General features: G+C 50.3%; 22 protein-coding genes. 21 read left to right on the top strand and 1 reads right to left on the bottom strand.

What is annotated here, in order from left to right:
- Positions 1 to 173: 173 nt before the first annotated feature.
- Entirely contained in the window at positions 174 to 1073 is a 900-nt protein-coding gene (locus AC0LWN_RS30265; protein WP_474671938.1) for a polysaccharide deacetylase family protein, read from the bottom strand.
- 94 nt (positions 1074 to 1167) lie between these two features.
- Here AC0LWN_RS30265 and AC0LWN_RS30260 point away from each other — a divergent pair, with 94 nt between their 5' ends.
- From AC0LWN_RS30260 to AC0LWN_RS30160, 21 genes are all read left to right on the top strand, one after another.
- The gene (locus AC0LWN_RS30260) at positions 1168 to 1539 is read left to right on the top strand and encodes a hypothetical protein (protein ID WP_474671935.1); all 372 of its coding nucleotides are present in this window, start codon (positions 1168 to 1170) and stop codon (positions 1537 to 1539) included.
- 211 nt (positions 1540 to 1750) lie between these two features.
- A complete protein-coding gene (locus AC0LWN_RS30255) occupies positions 1751 to 2365 on the top strand; it encodes a genetic competence negative regulator (RefSeq protein WP_458964254.1) in 615 nt (204 codons plus the stop codon).
- Positions 2366 to 2452: 87 nt separating this feature from the next.
- The gene (gene prsW / locus AC0LWN_RS30250) at positions 2453 to 3148 is read left to right on the top strand and encodes a glutamic-type intramembrane protease PrsW (RefSeq protein ID WP_474671933.1); all 696 of its coding nucleotides are present in this window, start codon (positions 2453 to 2455) and stop codon (positions 3146 to 3148) included.
- A gap of 75 nt (positions 3149 to 3223) precedes the next feature.
- Positions 3224 to 3370, top strand: a complete 147-nt coding sequence (locus AC0LWN_RS30245) for a hypothetical protein (RefSeq protein ID WP_458964256.1) — start codon at positions 3224 to 3226, stop codon at positions 3368 to 3370.
- Between the two features lie 114 nt (positions 3371 to 3484).
- Positions 3485 to 4843: a germination protein YpeB gene (ypeB, locus tag AC0LWN_RS30240; RefSeq protein WP_474671931.1), complete on the top strand. Its 1359-nt coding sequence runs from the start codon at positions 3485 to 3487 to the stop codon at positions 4841 to 4843.
- Between the two features lie 167 nt (positions 4844 to 5010).
- The gene (locus AC0LWN_RS30235) at positions 5011 to 5664 is read left to right on the top strand and encodes a flagellar brake protein (RefSeq protein WP_474671929.1); all 654 of its coding nucleotides are present in this window, start codon (positions 5011 to 5013) and stop codon (positions 5662 to 5664) included.
- Between the two features lie 154 nt (positions 5665 to 5818).
- Positions 5819 to 6529, top strand: a complete 711-nt coding sequence (gene cmk, locus AC0LWN_RS30230; protein ID WP_474671927.1) for a (d)CMP kinase — start codon at positions 5819 to 5821, stop codon at positions 6527 to 6529.
- The gene (locus AC0LWN_RS30225; protein WP_474671925.1) at positions 6526 to 7113 is read left to right on the top strand and encodes a lysophospholipid acyltransferase family protein; all 588 of its coding nucleotides are present in this window, start codon (positions 6526 to 6528) and stop codon (positions 7111 to 7113) included. Before cmk ends, AC0LWN_RS30225 begins: the two co-directional genes overlap by 4 nt.
- A 168-nt stretch (positions 7114 to 7281) precedes the next feature.
- Positions 7282 to 8589, top strand: coding sequence for a 30S ribosomal protein S1 (gene rpsA / locus AC0LWN_RS30220; protein WP_458964261.1), 1308 nt, complete (start codon positions 7282 to 7284; stop codon positions 8587 to 8589).
- A 175-nt stretch (positions 8590 to 8764) separates the two neighbouring features.
- Complete coding sequence (der, locus tag AC0LWN_RS30215; RefSeq protein ID WP_474671923.1) at positions 8765 to 10090, top strand: ribosome biogenesis GTPase Der; 1326 nt, start codon at positions 8765 to 8767, stop codon at positions 10088 to 10090.
- Positions 10091 to 10102: 12 nt separating this feature from the next.
- Positions 10103 to 10720, top strand: coding sequence for a glycerol-3-phosphate 1-O-acyltransferase PlsY (plsY, locus tag AC0LWN_RS30210; RefSeq protein WP_474671921.1), 618 nt, complete (start codon positions 10103 to 10105; stop codon positions 10718 to 10720).
- Positions 10713 to 11753: an NAD(P)H-dependent glycerol-3-phosphate dehydrogenase gene (locus tag AC0LWN_RS30205; RefSeq protein WP_474671919.1), complete on the top strand. Its 1041-nt coding sequence runs from the start codon at positions 10713 to 10715 to the stop codon at positions 11751 to 11753. Before plsY ends, AC0LWN_RS30205 begins: the two co-directional genes overlap by 8 nt.
- A gap of 66 nt (positions 11754 to 11819) precedes the next feature.
- Positions 11820 to 12095, top strand: a complete 276-nt coding sequence (locus AC0LWN_RS30200) for a stage VI sporulation protein F (RefSeq protein ID WP_474671917.1) — start codon at positions 11820 to 11822, stop codon at positions 12093 to 12095.
- Positions 12096 to 12256: 161 nt separating this feature from the next.
- Positions 12257 to 12436 carry a DUF2768 family protein gene (locus tag AC0LWN_RS30195; protein ID WP_458964266.1) on the top strand — a complete coding sequence of 60 codons (180 nt, stop codon included), beginning with the start codon at positions 12257 to 12259 and terminating at the stop codon, positions 12434 to 12436.
- A gap of 60 nt (positions 12437 to 12496) precedes the next feature.
- Positions 12497 to 12865 (top strand): 2Fe-2S iron-sulfur cluster-binding protein, encoded by a 369-nt coding sequence (locus AC0LWN_RS30190; RefSeq protein ID WP_474671915.1) that lies wholly within the window; start codon positions 12497 to 12499, stop codon positions 12863 to 12865.
- A gap of 47 nt (positions 12866 to 12912) precedes the next feature.
- The gene (locus tag AC0LWN_RS30185) at positions 12913 to 13668 is read left to right on the top strand and encodes a DUF3939 domain-containing protein (protein ID WP_474671913.1); all 756 of its coding nucleotides are present in this window, start codon (positions 12913 to 12915) and stop codon (positions 13666 to 13668) included.
- Positions 13669 to 14036: 368 nt separating this feature from the next.
- Positions 14037 to 15515 carry a stage IV sporulation protein A gene (spoIVA, locus tag AC0LWN_RS30180; protein WP_458964269.1) on the top strand — a complete coding sequence of 493 codons (1479 nt, stop codon included), beginning with the start codon at positions 14037 to 14039 and terminating at the stop codon, positions 15513 to 15515.
- Positions 15516 to 15799: 284 nt separating this feature from the next.
- A complete protein-coding gene (locus AC0LWN_RS30175) occupies positions 15800 to 16072 on the top strand; it encodes an HU family DNA-binding protein (protein ID WP_020427702.1) in 273 nt (90 codons plus the stop codon).
- Between the two features lie 96 nt (positions 16073 to 16168).
- Positions 16169 to 16417, top strand: coding sequence for a trp RNA-binding attenuation protein MtrB (mtrB, locus tag AC0LWN_RS30170; protein ID WP_458964270.1), 249 nt, complete (start codon positions 16169 to 16171; stop codon positions 16415 to 16417).
- A gap of 111 nt (positions 16418 to 16528) precedes the next feature.
- Positions 16529 to 17068, top strand: a complete 540-nt coding sequence (locus AC0LWN_RS30165; RefSeq protein ID WP_474671911.1) for a hypothetical protein — start codon at positions 16529 to 16531, stop codon at positions 17066 to 17068.
- Between the two features lie 114 nt (positions 17069 to 17182).
- Positions 17183 to 18052 carry a heptaprenyl diphosphate synthase component 1 gene (locus AC0LWN_RS30160; protein ID WP_474671909.1) on the top strand — a complete coding sequence of 290 codons (870 nt, stop codon included), beginning with the start codon at positions 17183 to 17185 and terminating at the stop codon, positions 18050 to 18052.
- Positions 18053 to 18074 lie beyond the last annotated feature (22 nt).

Raw genomic sequence — 18074 nt, 5'->3', positions numbered from 1 at the left:
TTCCTACTGGGAAGCGAGAGGGCTGAAAAGTTTGCTTTCACGTTATCTGGAGCTTTGTTAACTTTTGGAACCGCCGTATGCGGACCCGCATGTACGGTGGTGTGAGAGGACGGGGGCCTACCGCCCCCTCCTACTCGATTGCGCCTTCGAATCAGCGGGCGCTTATTCGCCGCTTAACGAGCTTTCAACTCGATGCTGCGCGGATCGACAAAGCTGTAGCCTTTGCCTTCCAGCGTAGTAAGCAGTGTATCGAGCGCCTCTACAGTCCAAGGCAGCTCATGCATCAAAATGTTGCTTCCGGAGTGAAGCTGATCGGTTACATTCTTAATCATCTTCGCTGTTTTGCCGCTTTCCTTCTCCTTCATTTGCCAGTCGAGCGAGCCTACGGACCAGGTCATATAGAGCAGGTTGTTCTCGGCGGCAACCTTTTTGCCGACATCACCGCCAGCGCCATGCGGCGGACGGAAAAACTGCGGGGTTTCGCCGGTAACTTCTTTTACGATATTCTGTACGTCCTCGATCTGCTTTTTCACTTCGGTGTAGGACTTGCCTTTAAGCACAATATGATCCCAACTGTGATTGCCGATAATTCCGCCGCGGGAATGAATGAGCTTAAGCAGCTCGGGATGCTCCTTCACCCGGTAGCCGTTCACGAAGAAGATGGCCTTCGCGTGATGCTTATCCAGCGTATCCATCAGCGGATTGATCATGTCTGCATCCTTTGGACCGTCGTCGAAGGTAAGCAGGATGACTTTTTTGTTGGTACTGGCTTCATTCGGGATAACGTCATAATTTTTGTTCATATGGTACAGGAGCGGAACTTCTGCAGAGGCGGCGTTGTTTCCGGCTGCCTTCCCGTCCGTACCAGGAGTGCTGGAAGGTGACGCTTCAGGTGAAGCACTGGCTTCGGGACTTGTGCTTTCCTGTACCGCAGGGGCTGCTGTTGCCGTTTGCGTAGCAGTTGCGGCAGGCTGTTCTGTGCCGGCAGCCCCTGCATTTTTGCTATCGCCGCTGTTGCTGCAGGCTGTCAGCAGCAGTGCAGCGAGCAGCAGCGCTGATGTAGCTTTACCCACTTTTTTCATCTCGCTTTCTTGTTGTTTGACTGCATGAGCCGGAATCTTTCCGCGAACACTAAGCATGATTTTACCATACAAGGAGGTTAGAGTTATGAATACTTCGTCATTTTTATGCGGAATGCTGCTGGGTGCGGCTGCCGGCATGATGATGTCCAAAAAACGAAGTGCCATGATGTCCTCACTGCTCCGGTCGAATGATGCGATGTGCGGGGCCGGGGAAAAAGCGAAGGACAAAATTATAGGCATGGCCAAGACCGGATTTGGGAGCACAGCAACAGGAGCGGAGCATGATCACAGCGCACATGCCTCGCATGGCCATGACGAGCACAAGGAGGAGTCTCCGGTTAAATCCAAGGAGTCCAATCTCAAAATGCTGAAGGATTTCATCCGCAGCAATCCTGATGTGAAGCAAGAGGTCGAGCAGATTCTCAAGGATACCCATACCGTCATACCGGGGCTGTAACCGCTATATGCTGCGAAGAATCATTTTGGGGATGTATGTCCGCAAAATGATTCTTTTTCTAGCAGCAACAAACCGTTCAAGAATTATTTTTTATTTACGTGCATTTGCCGTGGCAAAATGATAACATACATACATAGTAACCATTTTTGGCTCATTACTCGGGACTCATCATACATTATAATAAATGAGCTTGCAAAAGGAGGATCCTGTCATGAGAATAGAGCGATTAAGTCAAGATAAGATACGGATTTTCCTCACTTTTGACGACCTGAGCGAGCGAGGCATCCAGAAGGAAGACATGTGGCAGGAAGTTCCCAAGGTGCATGACTTGTTTACGGAAATGATGGACCAGGCGTACAGTGAACTTGGGTTCGATGCTACCGGTCCGCTTGCCGTGGAAGTATTCGCTTTGCCAGCACAAGGTATGGTCGTTATAGTGACTCGGGGAAAATATGATCACCATCAGTACGGTGCATCCGGGGAAGAAGAATTGCCTGAAGAGATTTATGAAATGGAAGTTACTCTCGAACAAAGCGACTCCATTGTATATGCATTCCGCGATTTTGAAGCTCTGGTTGAAGCGGCACATGTGCTCATCGGCAACATTACTTCTCAAGGAAAGCTGTATTCTTATAATGATATATGGTATCTCTACTTCGATCCGAAGGAATTTGAGGAATCCGTTTTGTCCGGCCTGGTTGGAGTGCTCTCCGAGTTCGGAGATTCATCTCCGGTCACTGAAGCTGTTCTGTCGGAATACGGCAAGACAGTAATGCCGGAGAATGCAATTGAACTGATATGCACTCATTTCAAACGCCAGCAATGACGGCAGGGGTAGGCCCTGGAAGTGTGAATTCCTTGCGCCTATCCTCGTTTTTTCCATATTAAAAAGTTAAGGCGGGGAGGATATTCGGTGCTTTTGTTATCGGTAATTACGTCAGCAGTGGCACCGGGACTTGCGCTGCTGACTTTTTTCTATCTGAAGGACAAGTACGATCAGGAACCGCTCCATATGGTCATTAAGGTATTTTTGCTTGGCCTGCTGATAGTTTTTCCTGTAATGATTATCCAAAGGGGTCTTACGCTTGGCTTGAACGGCGGACCTTATGTGGATTCATTCCTCATCTCCTCTGGTGTGGAAGAATGTCTGAAGTGGTTTGTGCTGTACCATATGATTTACAATCATACCGAATTTGACGAGCCATATGATGGGATACTATACGCCGTGGCGATTTCGCTCGGCTTCGCAACAATAGAAAATGTAATGTATGCCTGGTACAGCCATGCTTCAATAGGCACTATGTTCGTTAGGGCGCTTCTTCCGGTATCGGGACATGCGATGTTTGGTGTAATTATGGGATATCACATGGGCAGGGCCAAGTTTTCGGGCGGCGTCAAGACAAGGGGGATTCTGCTTATTTCCCTTCTGCTGCCGTGGCTGTGGCATGGAATCTATGACTTCATCCTTACGACTATGGCCAATTACTGGATCTGGTTTATTGTGCCTTTGATGGCTTTATTATGGTATGGAGGCATGGGAAAGGTGAAGCTGGCCAACAGCCGTTCCCCGTTCCGCTTCCTGAAGCGTGAAGAAGAGGTTAAGCTATAACAGAGATGGACACACTTATTCTTGAAGGGCAGTTCCGTAGCAAGGAATTCCAGAAAAGAGCGAGGTGTCTTTTTTTTGCGTGTAAAAGTACGGATTATCTGCAAGCAGTGCGGCGAAAGCTACATTTTGAGAGGAAACAAGGAGCAGGGAGTCATTCAAACAGGCTTTAAGCAATGTCTGTGCAACAGCAGCAGCGGCTTTGAGATTGAAGAACGGGCATGAGGCGGCTGCTTCTGAAACGTTCTTTTTTATTTTGCTGGCCGGTCCGGTGCATAAGACTTCTCAGTTATTGTCAAACTAACGGCAATAAGCTACCGAAAGGAGTCTTGCGGCCCTATGTACAGAAGATTAAGTGCCATAATGTTCCCGCTCACTGCTCTGCTGCTTGTCGGAGCGCTGCTCTGGGGGTATCAGGAGAACCAGGAGAAAAATTCAATTCTGATTAAGGCGGAGAACCAGTACCAGCGGGCTTTTCATGACCTCTCTTATCACGTGGAGCGGCTTCATGGAGAGCTTGGAAATACCCTGGCGGTGCATTCCGGTTCCAGTGGGATGCACCGGAAAGGACTGGTTAACGTATGGCGGCTGACGAGCGAAGCACAGAATGAAATTAACCAGCTCCCGCTTACCCTGCTGCCATTCAGCAAGACTGAGGAGTTCCTCTCCAAAATTTCTAACTTTTCCTACAAAGCGGCGGTGCGCGATTTCACCAAAAAACCTTTGACCGCAAACGAAATGGGCAATTTGAAGGCACTCTACAAAAACTCCGGTGAAATTTCCAAGGATCTGCAGGAGGTTCAGCACAAGGTCATCAGCAACCGGCTACGCTGGATGGATGTAGAGTCGGCGCTCGCGACTGAGGAGAAGGCAGAGGACAACACCATTATCGACGGCTTCAAAACAGTGGATAAACGGGTTGCAGCCTATCCCGAGCTGGATTACGGACCTTCCGTAGCCAGTATTTATGACAAGCGGTCTGTGAAAAAGCTGGGCGGCAAGCCTGTTACTGTGGAAGATGTGAAGCGTAAAGCGATCAAGTTCGCCGATCTCGGCGGAAATGCAAGTGTAGAAATCAGGGAGAACGGCAAGGGGACTGAATGGGCTTCTTATACCGCCACTGTAACCAGCCAGAACCATAAGCATCAGATCAGTATGGATTTTACGGTAGAGGGCGGACTGCTGATCTCCTATAATGACAACCGTGAAGTCGGGCCGGCTAAGGTCACGATGAAGCAGGCTGTTGTGAAGGCGGGGGAATTCCTGAAGAAGAAGGGATATCCCGGCATGACGGCGGTCAGCGCTGACAGATACGATAATCTGGGCAATTTGACCTTTGTAACGAGCAAGAACGGCGTGCTGATCTATCCGGAGAAATTAACGGTGCGTGTCGGGCTGGATACCGGTGATCCAACCGGCTTCCAGGCCAGTGACTATGTCCGCGAGCGTCAGGAGAAACGGCAGATTCCGAAGCCGGTGCTGTCTCTGGCCGCTGCCAGAAAAAAACTCAATCCAGAATTCAAAGAGCTGTACAACCGGCTTGCCTGGATCAAAAATGACAATGCCGAGGAAATGCTGACTTATGAGTTCGGAGGCAGAATCAACGGCGCGCAATACCGGATATATTTGAATGCTAAAGACGGAACTGAAGAAGCTGTCGAACAAGTCAGAACGTCTTCAGGGGCCCAGAATAAATAAATACGGCCGGGCTTCAGGATATAGCTGGAAAAGGAGGGTGTTCCACAGGGATACCCTTTTTTTGTTGTATGCTTGCTTGCACAGAATAATATTTTCTCACCGGGTGCCGGGCCTCCATGCTATAATTAGCTCTAGCATATATTACTAATCAAGTGGCGGTGACATGTTTGTATCCCAAAATCAACGAATATCTATACATACAAGTTGCTTCAAGCGATGCCGCTGAGGCCGAAGTAGAATATAGATCGAGAATTGCAGAGACAGAGGATGACGCTTTTCTTATTGAAATCCCCATGCAGGAAAGCAGCGGGCGGCTGAAAAAGCTGTTTATCGGGGACGAGCTCTCCGTGTATTTTCTTACAGAAGGCGGAATCAAAAATTATTTCAATACGCATGTGATCGGCTTTAAGGAAGATGTTATCCGTATGGTCCGGGTCCGCAAGCCGGAGAAGGACGCAATTTTCAAAATTCAGCGCCGCAGCTTTTTGCGTGTGAATGCCGAGCTTGAGCTGGCAGTGAAGGATTCTCTGGGAGGCCGCTTTTTGGTGCACACAGAGGATATTGGCGGTGGAGGCACATCGTTCCTCAGCGATGCCAAGACGAGCATGAAGGTGGGGGAGAAGCTGTCTTGCTGGGTGCTCATTAATTACCGCAACGGCAGCACCGAGCACGCGAGCTTTGAGGGTGAGATTGTGCGGATTAAGAAGCTTGAGAACGGCCGCAGTCTTGTAATGCTGAAGTTCGCAGAAATTTCCGATACCGAGCGGCAAAAAATAATCCGTTACTGCTTCGAGCGCCAGTTTGATTTCCGCAACCGCTGAAAAGGCATAAATAGACACTTTTTTCTGTATAAATAACTCTGTGCGCTTTTGCACTGAGTTCTAAACTGTGGTATAATTTTATAAGTCGCAGGCAATGCCTGCTTTTTTCTTGATAATATCAGCAAGTCTAGGTGTTTTGAGGAGGAATGCCCCGTTGGATAGGCAGGGGACACATACTTACGACAGAATTAACGTCGCCATCGACGGACCTGCCGGGGCAGGCAAGAGCACTGTAGCCCGATTGGTAGCCCAAAAGCTGTCTTACATTTATGTTGATACGGGTGCAATGTACCGGGCAATTACCTGGTATATGATCCGTGAAGGCATACCGGCTGAAGATCATGAACAGGTGGATCAAAGGGTCCGCGATATGGTGATTGAGCTTATTCCGGAGCAGGATGTGCAGAAGGTGCTGATTAATGGGGAGGACGTCACTCCACATATCCGCAGTCTACAGGTCAGCGGCCAGGTGTCGCAGTATTCGAAGATTGAAGGCGTAAGATCCAGACTGAGTCATTTGCAGCGTCAAATGGCGCTCCGCAAGGGGGTAGTAATGGATGGCCGCGATATCGGTACGACCGTGCTGCCGGATGCCGAAGTGAAGATATTCATGACGGCAAGCGTGGAAGAGCGGGCTCTTCGCCGTTACAAGGAACTGAAAGATGCGGAAACAGTGACGCTCCAGCAGCTTGAACGTGATATTGCCGCGCGGGACCGTCTCGATGAAGGACGGGAGATTTCACCGCTGCGCCGTGCAGAGGATGCCATTCTTCTGGATACGACGCATATGGATATCCAGCAAGCCGTGGAAGCTATAGTCTCCCACTGCAGATCTCATGTTTACGGGGAGAGAAATCCTTTATGATTTATGCCATTTGCGTTGGATTGCTTCGCTTGATTTATGCCGTTTTGTTTCCGCTTAAGATCATAGGGGGAGAAAATGTGCCGAAGGAGGGCGGAGTGCTGCTGTGCGCCAATCACATCAGTCTGCTTGATCCGATGACCATCGGAATCAAACTGAAACGCCAGGTCAAGTATATGGCCAAGGCGGAACTGTTCAATGTTCCTGTGCTGGGCTGGCTCATTAACAAGCTGGGCGCTTTTCCTGTCAAACGTGGCGGTGTAAGCAAGGAATCCATCAAAACAGCCCTTAATACGCTTCGCGGCGGACATGTTATGGGCATCTTTCCGGAAGGAACGCGCAACTCAGATTCCGGTGTGGCCAAGAAGGGCGCAGCAAGTTTTGCGCTTCGCAGCGGCGCAGCAGTTGTTCCGGCCGCTATTGTCGGGTCTTACAAGCCTTTTCGCCGGATGACCGTTATTTATGGGGCTCCCATAGATCTCAGCTCGTTTGACGGCGCGGGGAGCGACTCTCTTGATGAAGTTACCGATGTTATTATGGGACGTATTCATGAGATGATGAAGACTGGAAAGCCTACTGCGAACTAAGCAATGGCAGACAGGCGGATGTTCCGCTGATTATATAATGGCATAATCGCTATTTTTTGGAACATACTAACCTGAAAGTGCAAGTGGTATTATTAAGCAATGCTTGTTTTGAACTCTGCTCTACGCGGGTTTAAATAAATGGGGTTTTGAATCGAGGAGGGTAATCACATGTCTGAAGAAACTAGAAATCAGGAAGCTGCGGCAAATGTTGACAACAATGAAGCCGTGGAAGCTGTGGAAACCGCAGCAGAAGCAGTTGCCAGTAGCGAAGAGGAAGTGACTAGCCAAGAAGGTTTGGAAATCATTTCTCTGAAAAAAGGCGATACCGTGAAAGGAACAATCGTCAAAATCGAAGATAACCAAGCTTATGTAAGCATTGGATATAAATACGACGGCGTGATTCCGATTCGCGAATTGTCTTCCGTTCAACTGGACAACGCTGCAGCAGCGGTTGAAGTTGGACAAGAAGTGGAATGCAAGGTTGTCAGCATCAACGACAACAAGGAAAGCCTGGTGCTTTCCAAACGTGCAATCGACAGCGAAAAATCATGGGAAGATCTTGAGAAATACTTTGCTTCCCAAGAAGTGATTGAAGTTACTGTGGCTGACGTTGTCAAAGGCGGCCTCGTGGCTGATGTTGGCGCGCGCGGATTTATTCCAGCTTCCATGGTTGAACGTCATTTCGTTGAAGATTTCAGCGACTACAAAGGCCGCACATTGCGTGTGAAAGTGAAAGAACTCGACCGCGAGAACAGCAAGGTCATTCTTTCCGCCAAAGAAGTGCTGGAAGAAGAATTTGAAGCTAACAAGCAGAAGATTATGTCTGAGCTGTCCGAAGGACAAATCATCGAAGGTACTGTGCAACGTCTGACTCAATTCGGCGCATTTGTAGATGTTGGCGGCGTTGACGGTCTGGTTCACGTATCCGAAATCGCTTGGACTCACGTTGACAAACCTTCCGATGTAGTTTCTGAAGGCGATAAGGTTCGCGTAAAAGTACTTAAGGTTGACCCTGAAAAAGGAAAAATCAGCCTCAGCATCAAAGCTGCTGCTCCAGGTCCTTGGGACTCTGCAGCCGGCAAAATCAACATCGGTGATATAGTTACAGGCGAAGTTAAACGCCTTGTGAACTTCGGCGCCTTCGTTGAACTGCTTCCAGGCGTGGAAGGCCTTGTGCATATCTCGCAAATTTCCCACAAGCACATCGGCACTCCGCATGAAGTGCTTAAGGAAGGCCAAGAGGTACAGGTTAAGGTTCTGGACTTCAATCCGTCCGAGAAGCGCGTTAGCCTGAGCATCAAGGAAACCGAAGAAGCTCCGGCTCCTGTGGCTAGACCAGAACGCACCAACAACAGAGACAAAGCACCAAAAGAAGTGCTGAACAATCCTAACGTGTCGCTCAGCAATGAAGGACTCAGCTTCACCCTTGCTGAACGTTTCGGCGACAAGCTGGACAAATTCAAGGGTAATAACTAATCCCTTTGTATTTACACTCATTAATGGGTAAAGTAATCGGCGAACCCTCGATACGGGGGTTCGCCGATTGTCTTTTACAGAGAGTTGCTTTAGAGCGGCCGTCCTGTAAGGGTGTTAGCCAATTTCATGGTTTTTTGCTATGATGAGAAACGTAAGAAGGACAGGAGGAATGAATATGGCAAGACCCGTTGTGGCCATTGTTGGGAGGCCTAACGTCGGTAAATCGACGATATTTAACAGGCTGATCGGAGATAGACTGGCCATTGTAGAAGATAAACCGGGGATTACACGTGACCGGATCTATGGCGTTTCTGATTGGAACGGCAAATCCTTCAGTGTGATTGATACCGGAGGGATTGAAATTGACGGTGAAGATGCGATTCTGAAGTCAATCCGCGTTCAGGCGGAGCTGGCGATTGAGGAAGCGGATGTCATCGTTTTTATGTGTGAAGCGAAGAGCGGACTTACGAATGCAGATGAAGAGGTAGCGCAAATTCTTTTCCGCTCCGGCAAGCCCATCGTTCTGGCGATCAATAAAGTGGACAACATGAAACGGGCAGAAGATATTTATGAATTTTACAGTCTCGGAATCGGTGATCCTATCGGCATTTCCGGCAGTCATGGCACGGGCATCGGCGATCTTCTGGATGCGGTAACTGAACGTCTGCCGGAGAAGCTTGACGATGAATATGATGATGATGTCATTCGCGTGGCTCTGATTGGCCGTCCGAATGTAGGCAAATCTTCCCTGGTCAATGCTATTTTGGGGGAAGAACGCGTAATTGTCAGCGATGTCGCCGGTACTACGCGCGATGCTATTGATACGCCTTTTGAACGGGATGGACAACGTTATGTATTGATTGATACTGCGGGAATGCGCAAGCGCGGCAAGGTATATGAAACTACAGAGAAGTACAGCGTTATGCGGGCCATGCGTGCGATTGAGAGAGCCGATGTTGTGCTTGTTGTGATTAACGGTGAGGAAGGCATTATCGACCAGGACAAACACATTGCCGGTTATGCCCATGACGCAGGCAAGGCTTCGATATTTGTGGTGAATAAATGGGATGCCGTCGAGAAGGATGACAAGACGATGCAGAACTTCGAGAACACGATCCGCGACCACTTCCTGTTCATGACCTATGCTCCGGTAGTGTTCTTGTCTGCACTCACGAAACAGCGCTTGCAGAAGCTGCTGCCGGTTGTTCAGCATGTGGCTCAGCAGCATGCGCTGCGCATTACGACACATCTGGTGAATGATGTGGTATCCGATGCAGTCGCGATCAACCCTCCGCCAACGGATAAAGGGCGCCGCCTGCGGATTAACTATGTGACGCAGGTTGCCGTCAAGCCGCCTACGATTGTGGTGTTCGTTAATGACCCTTCGCTGATGCATTTCTCCTATGAACGGTATTTGGAGAATAAGATCCGTGCAGCGTTCGATTTCGAAGGCACACCAATTCGTCTGTTTACACGGCGCAAATCCGAAAACGAAGGTTAGGGGAGAAGATCAGTGGGGTTTGAACTTCTGGTTATCGTTGTAAGCTATCTGCTTGGCTCTGTCAGCTTCAGTGTTTTGCTGGTCCGGCTTCTCAAAGGTGTTGATATCCGCCAATATGGAAGCGGAAATGCCGGAGCTACCAACACACTGCGCGTAATGGGAAAAGGGCCGGCCATTATGGTGCTGGCTCTGGACGTACTGAAGGGAATTGCCGCAGTCTGGCTCGGAACCTGGGCCGGCGGCTGGGGGACGTGGGTGGCTGTTGCCTGCGGTATTGCTGCCATTATCGGGCACAACTGGCCGCTATATTTCCACTTTCGCGGAGGTAAAGGTATAGCGACCACGATTGGTGTTATGGCTACGCTCTGTTTTTGGCCTGCGCTGATTGCTGGCATCATTGCCATTGTGTCTATTGTGATAACGAAATATGTCTCCCTGGGCTCGCTCCTGTTCGTGGCACTGACTCCGGTGTTCCTGATCTTTTCCGGGTTTACTGCGCCTGAGCTGTGGGGCAGTATTGTTATTGCCATTTTTGCCTTTTGGCGGCACCGGAGCAACATTGTGAAGATCATCGAAGGCCGGGAGAATAAAATAGGCTCAAAGGCCAAGGAGGGGAACCGCGTTGTCTGATAAAGTAACCGTGCTGGTCGCGGGCAGTTGGGGAACCGCGCTGGCTACAGTGCTGGCGGCTAACCACTCGGAAGTTTATCTATGGACACGGAAGCCCGAACAAGCTGCTGAGATTAATACCTCGCATACCAATGAACATTTTCTGCCGGGTGTGATCTTGCCTGCGAATATTGTAGCCACCACGGATATGGAAGCAGCTGTTGCAGGGTCCAAGGCCGTTGTCATTGTGGCGCCATCTTCCGCAATGCGGGAGGTAGCCCGCAGCCTCAAGCCGTTCTGGAAGGAAAATATGCTCTGCATACATGCCACCAAGGGATTCGAGACTGAGACGATGAAGCGGATGTCAACGGTTATTGCCGAGGAGCTTGGCTGCACTGAAGGGGAAATAGTTGTGCTCTCCGGGCCCAGCCATGCTGAAGAAGTGGTGCGTCTGTGTCCGACTACAGTCGTTGTGGCCTCGCCGGATGATGTTCGTTCGGGAGCGGCGCAGGAGCTGTTCATTAACAATGATTTCCGCGTGTATACCAATCGGGATCAGGTTGGTGTGGAGCTGGCCGGAGCGCTGAAGAACATTATCGCCCTCGGTGCCGGATTGTCTGACGGTCTGGGCTTCGGTGATAATGCGAAGGCTGCGCTGCTCACCCGGGGCTTGGCCGAGATTTCCCGCGTTGGTGTGGAGCTTGGCGCGAACCCGCTAACCTTTGCAGGATTGGCCGGACTAGGAGACCTGGTTGTAACCGCAACCAGCAAGCACAGCCGCAACTGGCGAGCCGGCTCGATGCTGGGTCAAGGCAAGCCGCTGGCTGAGGTGCTGGACTCCATGGGAATGGTGGTTGAAGGAATCCGCACAACGGAAGCGGCCTACGCCATTTCGCTGAAGCTGAATGTGCAGATGCCGATTACGGATCAGATTTATCATGTGCTGTTCAAAGGCAGATCGCCGCGCAGAGCGGTTGAAGCCTTGATGGGGCGTGACCGCAAGACAGAGATGGAAGCCATTTCCCAGGAAACTTGGGAGCAGTGGCATTCCTGATGAATGTTCACCTTTTTCCGGAAATTCTCATATGTTGTAAGGGGATTGACGGAGGAGGGATGAAAAGTGAGCAGAAATTTTTCCAAGGATGCATTGAACGCCATCAACAAAAAGGCGGGCAAGAACATTACGGAAGGTGCCGTCAAAAAGCTGGCCGCTACGGTCAAGCCGGGAACAACGCAGAATGAAGCCCAGCTCCGCCAGTTAATCAAGCAGGTATCATCAATGGCGAAAGTACCGGTCAGTGAAGCTACTGTGCAGGAAATTGTCAACGCGGTCAAAAAAGGCGGCGCCAACACAGGCACAATGGAGTCATTAATGAAAATGATGCTGAAAAAATAGTGTGAGTTTTCGCGGTGCAAAGAGCAAAGGTTCCGGAGTCCCCCAGATTCCGTGAATGTTTGCTCTTTTTTTCGTTGCAATGATGCTATTTCTGGCTGAAAAGGATAAAATTCATGCTATAATGATCGCAATCCAATTGGCTGAACAGGGGGAGCTCTAACATGGACCCGATGACGAAGATGTGGTTGTCTTTGATTGCGATTCTGATTATGGGATTGTCTGTGTTTCTGATTACCTTTGCACGCAGCAAGACGAAAGGCCTGTTAAGAGCGGTATTGTCCGTTGTTGCTTTCCTCGTTATGTTAATCGGTCTGCTAAGCGGAGCGGCTTCGATCATGTAAGCATTTACATTAATTTCTGGCAGAGGGGCAGAACATAGGCCCAAGGAAGGAAGCTGCGTCATGAAAACGCAAAAGGGATGGACGGTTACCTTTCAGCCGGGCGGGCGTAGGGCTGTAGTTAAGCACGGAAGCTCGCTGCTGGAAGCCTCTCGCAAAGCCGGTGTGGCTCTGACCACCCGTTGCGGTGGCAAGGCAGGCTGTCTGATGTGCAAAATAAAAGTGGAAGATGGCTGTGCTGCGGCTTTAAGGCCTCCAGAGGATGCTGAGCGGCGTAAGCTGGGCGGTTTGCTGGCAGAGGGAGTTCGTCTGGCCTGTCAAGCTGCTGTATGGAATGATGTGACCGTTCATATCCCGGAAGATCCGCTTAAGGCCGCTGTACGGCGCAGGCTGGAAGCGGCAAAGCGCGGGGAAGAAGACGAGCTGTGGTAGCTAATACTGCTGGTGGCTGCTGTAATAAGCGGAGGGAGGCGGGCTTAATGAGCTGCATCAGGAGGGTGAAGAACCTGGAAATGAAATGGCGTTCGGCTATGCTGGTTGTGTTAATTCTTCTGTCATGCTCCCTCTCAGGCTGCATGTATCCCGATGCACAAAAGCAGTCAGGAAGCAATTACCGCGAAAGTGTGAAGCGTGTCCAAGCTGCTGTGGACGATTACCAGCGGGAGGAAGGGCTGCTGCCAATACTTAATGCGGATGAAGCTACTCCAAGATATGAGAAATTCGTTATCAATCTGGAGAAGCTGCATCAGAAAGGTTATCTGGATGAAATTCCGGCGGTTGCCTTTGAGAAGGGCGGCAGTGCGAATTTTCTGGTATTGGATGAAGAACAGGCGCCCTTGGTCAAACTGATGGATCTGGTTACGGTTCAGAAGGTCAATGATGTTCAGCGCCAGGTGGACCGCTATAAGTCCGCGCACGGTGGAAGATTGCCTGAAGGGGAGGAACTGTATCCGGGTCTCTTTGCTATTAATTCTAAGCAAGCAGGAACAGGCTCCATCACATTAAGCAGCATCTATTCCGGCCAGCCGCTGGAGTTCATCATGGACAAGAACGGTACGGTATACGCCGATTATAGTTTTGATATAATGGCCGCCATTGACAAGACCGGCGGCTCTCCTGAAGCAGGAGATGACCTTCGGCTTTACTTGGAGCAGGCCTCTTATTATGTGCCGGTGAAATCTTTGCTCTATCTTTGGCAAGGGGGTCAGCCGGTCCCCCAGCCCCCTCAGCAGTAAATCCATTATCTTCCCAAAAGAAAGTTCTATCCCCAGATCCTCCCTCATATGCTAGCTGAGAAGGCTTCCGGGCGTCGTGACGCTCTGCGGTGCGCAGTGGCAGATTTTATGAAATTTCGATAGAATTGCGCGGGTAGCGGGTCATAAATCCGTTCTGGATACATATGATGATACTAGTCCAAATGCATGTCCGAGCATTCGGAGTTTAGCTTCGGGGCAGAAGGTTCCGCCCTTAAGGCAGGCTAGGCTCCCTGGCGGGCAATGTCAAGTCCGGTGGATGTCCTGCAAGGGTCAGATAGCCGGCGGAACGCGAAGTCGATGCTCTTCAGGCATTTTTTCTTCGGAGTACTATGAGGAGGGGATCTCTTTTGGAAAAAGTGGATATTTTCAAGGACATTGCCGAGCGTACCGGCGGAGACATTTATCTTGGCGTCGTCGGCGCGGTTCGCACAGGGAAATCAACATTCATCAAACGTTTCATGGAAACCATCGTCTTGCCGAACATTACGAGCGAGGCGGACCGGGTAAGAGCGGTAGATGAGCTTCCGCAAAGCGCGGCAGGCAAAACAATCATGACAACGGAACCGAAATTTGTGCCGAACAACGCGGTGCAGATCAAGGTCGCTGAAGGGCTGGAGGTCAACGTCCGCCTGGTCGATTGTGTAGGTTATGCTGTCGAGGGGGCAAAAGGCTATGAGGATGAAAATGGTCCCCGCATGATCTCTACACCTTGGTTTGAGGAGCCGATTCCATTCCAGGAAGCGGCAGAAATTGGCACACGAAAAGTCATTCAGGAGCATTCCACGCTGGGTGTGGTTGTGACTACAGACGGCACTATTGCTGAAATTCCGCGTTATTCGTATGTGGATTCTGAAGAGCGGGTCATCGCTGAGCTGAAGGAGGTTGGCAAGCCGTTTGTGCTTGTGATCAACTCCACCCGGCCGCGCAGTGAAGAGGCGCAGCAGCTCCGCAGCGAGCTTGCCGCCAAATATGATATTCCGGTAATGACGCTCAGTGCAGCGAGCATGACTGAGGAGGACGTGACTGGCGTCCTGCGCGAAGTACTGTATGAATTCCCGGTTCATGAGGTTAACGTGAATCTGCCGAGCTGGGTGATGGTGCTTGGTGAGAATCACTGGCTGCGCAGCAGCTATGAGAATTCCGTCCGTGATACCGTGAAGGATATCCGCCGGCTGCGCGATGTTGACCGGCTGGTCTCCCAGTTTACGGAATACGATTTTATTGATAGAGCAGGACTCAGCGGAATGAACATGGGCCAAGGTGTGGCAGAGATTGATCTGTATGCGCCTGAAGAGCTGTATGATCAGGTTCTGATGGAGGTTGTCGGCGTTGAAATCCGCGGCAAAGATCATCTGCTGCAGTTGATGCAGGAATTCGCACATGCCAAACGTGAATATGACCGCTTCTCGGAAGCGCTGGAAATGGTCAAAACTACAGGCTACGGCATCGCTGCCCCGTCGCTTGCCGAAATGGCGCTGGATGAGCCGGAGCTGATCCGCCAGGGTGCACGGTTCGGGGTCCGGCTGAAGGCTACAGCGCCATCCATTCATATGATCCGCGTAGATGTGGAATCGGAATTCTCGCCGATCATCGGCACGGAGAAGCAGAGCGAGGAGCTGATGCGGTATCTGATGCAGGATTTCGAGAACGACCCGATCAAGATATGGGAATCCGATATTTTTGGCCGCTCCCTGCACTCCATTGTGCGTGAGGGCATTCAGGGCAAAATCGCCATGATGCCGGACAATGCCCGCTATAAGCTGCAGGAAACGCTGGGAAGAATTATCAATGAAGGCTCGGGCGGATTAATTGCTATCATTTTGTAAATTAAAGCTATAGGTAAAAAGAGAGTAGGGCGGGAGAAATCCCGCTCTCTTTTTTGCGTAAATCAAGACCATGAGCAGGATGCTTTGCGGATAAAAAATGCTACTTTCTGCTCCTTTTTTGTGTAACGCCTTGAAATTATGAATGGGCTGTATTACTATAAGTTTGTTGCGCTTCTAGGAAGAGTGGCGCCAATATCTAGTAAAAACGGGATTATCACGTATATTTTGCGTTGAAACGGAAACAGTGTATGATACCGGAAATTTGCCCAGGGAGGTGAGAAGACATGAATAAATCAGATTTGATCAATGTGGTAACAGAAGCAACTGAACTTCCCAAGAAAGATGCTACTAAAGCGGTAGATGCCGTTTTCGAAGCAATCACAGGAGCTCTGCAAAACGGAGATAAAGTTCAGCTGGTTGGCTTCGGAAACTTTGAAGTGCGTGAACGTTCCGCACGTAAAGGCCGCAACCCGCAAACTGGTGAAGAAATCGAAATTCCTTCGAGCAAGGTGCCTGCATTCAAACCAGGTAAAGCTCTTAAAGACGGAATCAAATAGAGATTTCTACATATCTATCCCATAATCTTTTTGAGTAACTACGATGCCGCCCGCAAAGGCGGCATTTATTTTTGAAAACTTTTAGGAGGATTGAATATGACTGAGAAGAATAATGGCGATCATTCCACCCCGGCGGACAGCGACTACGTTGTAATCAAAGCCAAAGAGAACGGCGTTCAGGTCATCGGGCTTACCAGAGGGCTCGACACGCGTTTTCACCACACGGAGAAGCTGGACAAAGGCGAGGTGCTCATCGCCCAATTCACCGATCATACCTCAGCTATAAAAATCCGCGGCAAGGCCGAAATATGGAGCAAACACGGACAAATGGAAAGTGAAAGCTGAAAAGCAGGCATAGCCTGCTTTTTTTAACAATATAACTAAGGATAGCCGAGTCTCAGTTCCCCGTATATTCGCACTACGAGGCGGCAACGATGGAGGATAAGGAGGCTTGTCATGAACCGGAGCTGGCTGATGGGAACAGTAATTCTAATATCCGTGGGTTCCGCCCTACTGCTGCCGCAGCTGGCGGCGGTTGAGCCTATCGTTGCCGGGAAGCATGTAGTGCTTGAGACCTTGGGCGGCAGCGGTACGGTTCTGGAGAATGACAATCTCGTAGACAGGCTGGCGGAGCTTCCACTGACCCTGTCCATTGACAGGGTAGGCTGGAAGAGCCAGGTTCTGACTCTGGATCTGAAGTTGACTGCGAATGATTCAGAGCCGCAGGAGCTGTATCAGAATATGGCTATGGCTATTTCCTTTGCCTTTCAGGATACCACGAACGTGGATCAACTGCTGCTGCGGATCGTTGCGGAGGATAAATGGCTGGACAGCCGCCGGCTGCTGCTTGCGGGCGATATCCGCCGGAGCGAATGGTCGCTGGAGCTGCAGGAGGCTCTGCAGAATGCCGGGAGCAGGCCGCTGCCGGATGACATCAAGAAAGGCTTCCGCATAAGTGAAAGCGAGCTCTGGAAGAAGCAGTTCATTTATCCCTAATCTGGGTAAAAGAAACTAGGACGGTCCAGAGTGCGTGACAAAAAAACATGTGATATAATAGACAAGATTGTGAACAAAGATATTGTCAAAACGTCAATGGCTTCGGAGGCTGAAATGAAACCGTACCGCATACCCCAACTGGCTAAACCTTACACCGACTATGATATGATTCAGCGGCATGCGGAATTGCCGCCGTTTTCAGACGGGCGGGGTCATTTGTTATATATTTTTCTTAACCACGGTTCCTCTGCCGGTCCGCAGAACGGAGAGCTGTTTACGCTTGTAACCGGGCTTGTACAGCTTGGACTGGATACCCATGAGAGTATCGACCGGTCGCAGGATGAGCCGGGTGGTGATCCTATGCGGTCCCGTCAGCTCAAGGTGCTGGCCGGAGATTACTTCAGCAGTTGGTTTTACCATTTGCTGGCTAAGCGCGGGCAGATTGAGATGGTGGGTGTACTAAGTTCGGCCATAGCCGACTTTAATGTGATGAAATCGAATTTGTACAGCAAGATGAAAGGTATGCTCCTATCGGCAGAACAATACCTGCGCCACACAGTACAGCTCAATATGAGGCTGTTTCTTTCTTTTACACCGATGATTGAGGAGTCGCTTGCAGAGCTGTGGGAAATGCTGCTGGCCGAATTCAGCCAGTGCGAGACCGCACTTCTGGAGCTGCGGCGCGGCTCGGATATGGCAAACGCCATTCAGGGCTATTGCTACTGGAAAGTGCTGGAAACCGCGACAGAGGATGAACGGCTACTGCTCCTGGAGCAGGACCTTGATCTCAAGGATTGGAAGAAGCTGAAGCTGAAATCTAAATGTGACTCCCTGCTGATGGACAAACTGCACGGGTCACTCCAGTCTATACAGGGCCTGCTGCAAGGCGTTAAGGACGAGAACCTGATCAGCGAGCTTAGTGCTGCGCTTGACCGCCTTCTCCTGCAGATGAAAATTTCCGGACAAGCAGCCGTGGAGGGTTAGGAATGACTATAGAGAAAACTAC

It is taken from the genome of Paenibacillus sp. sgz302115, assembly GCF_056120445.1.
Note: the sequence above shows the minus strand (reverse complement) of the source record. Positions and strands in the feature narration are given on the sequence as shown.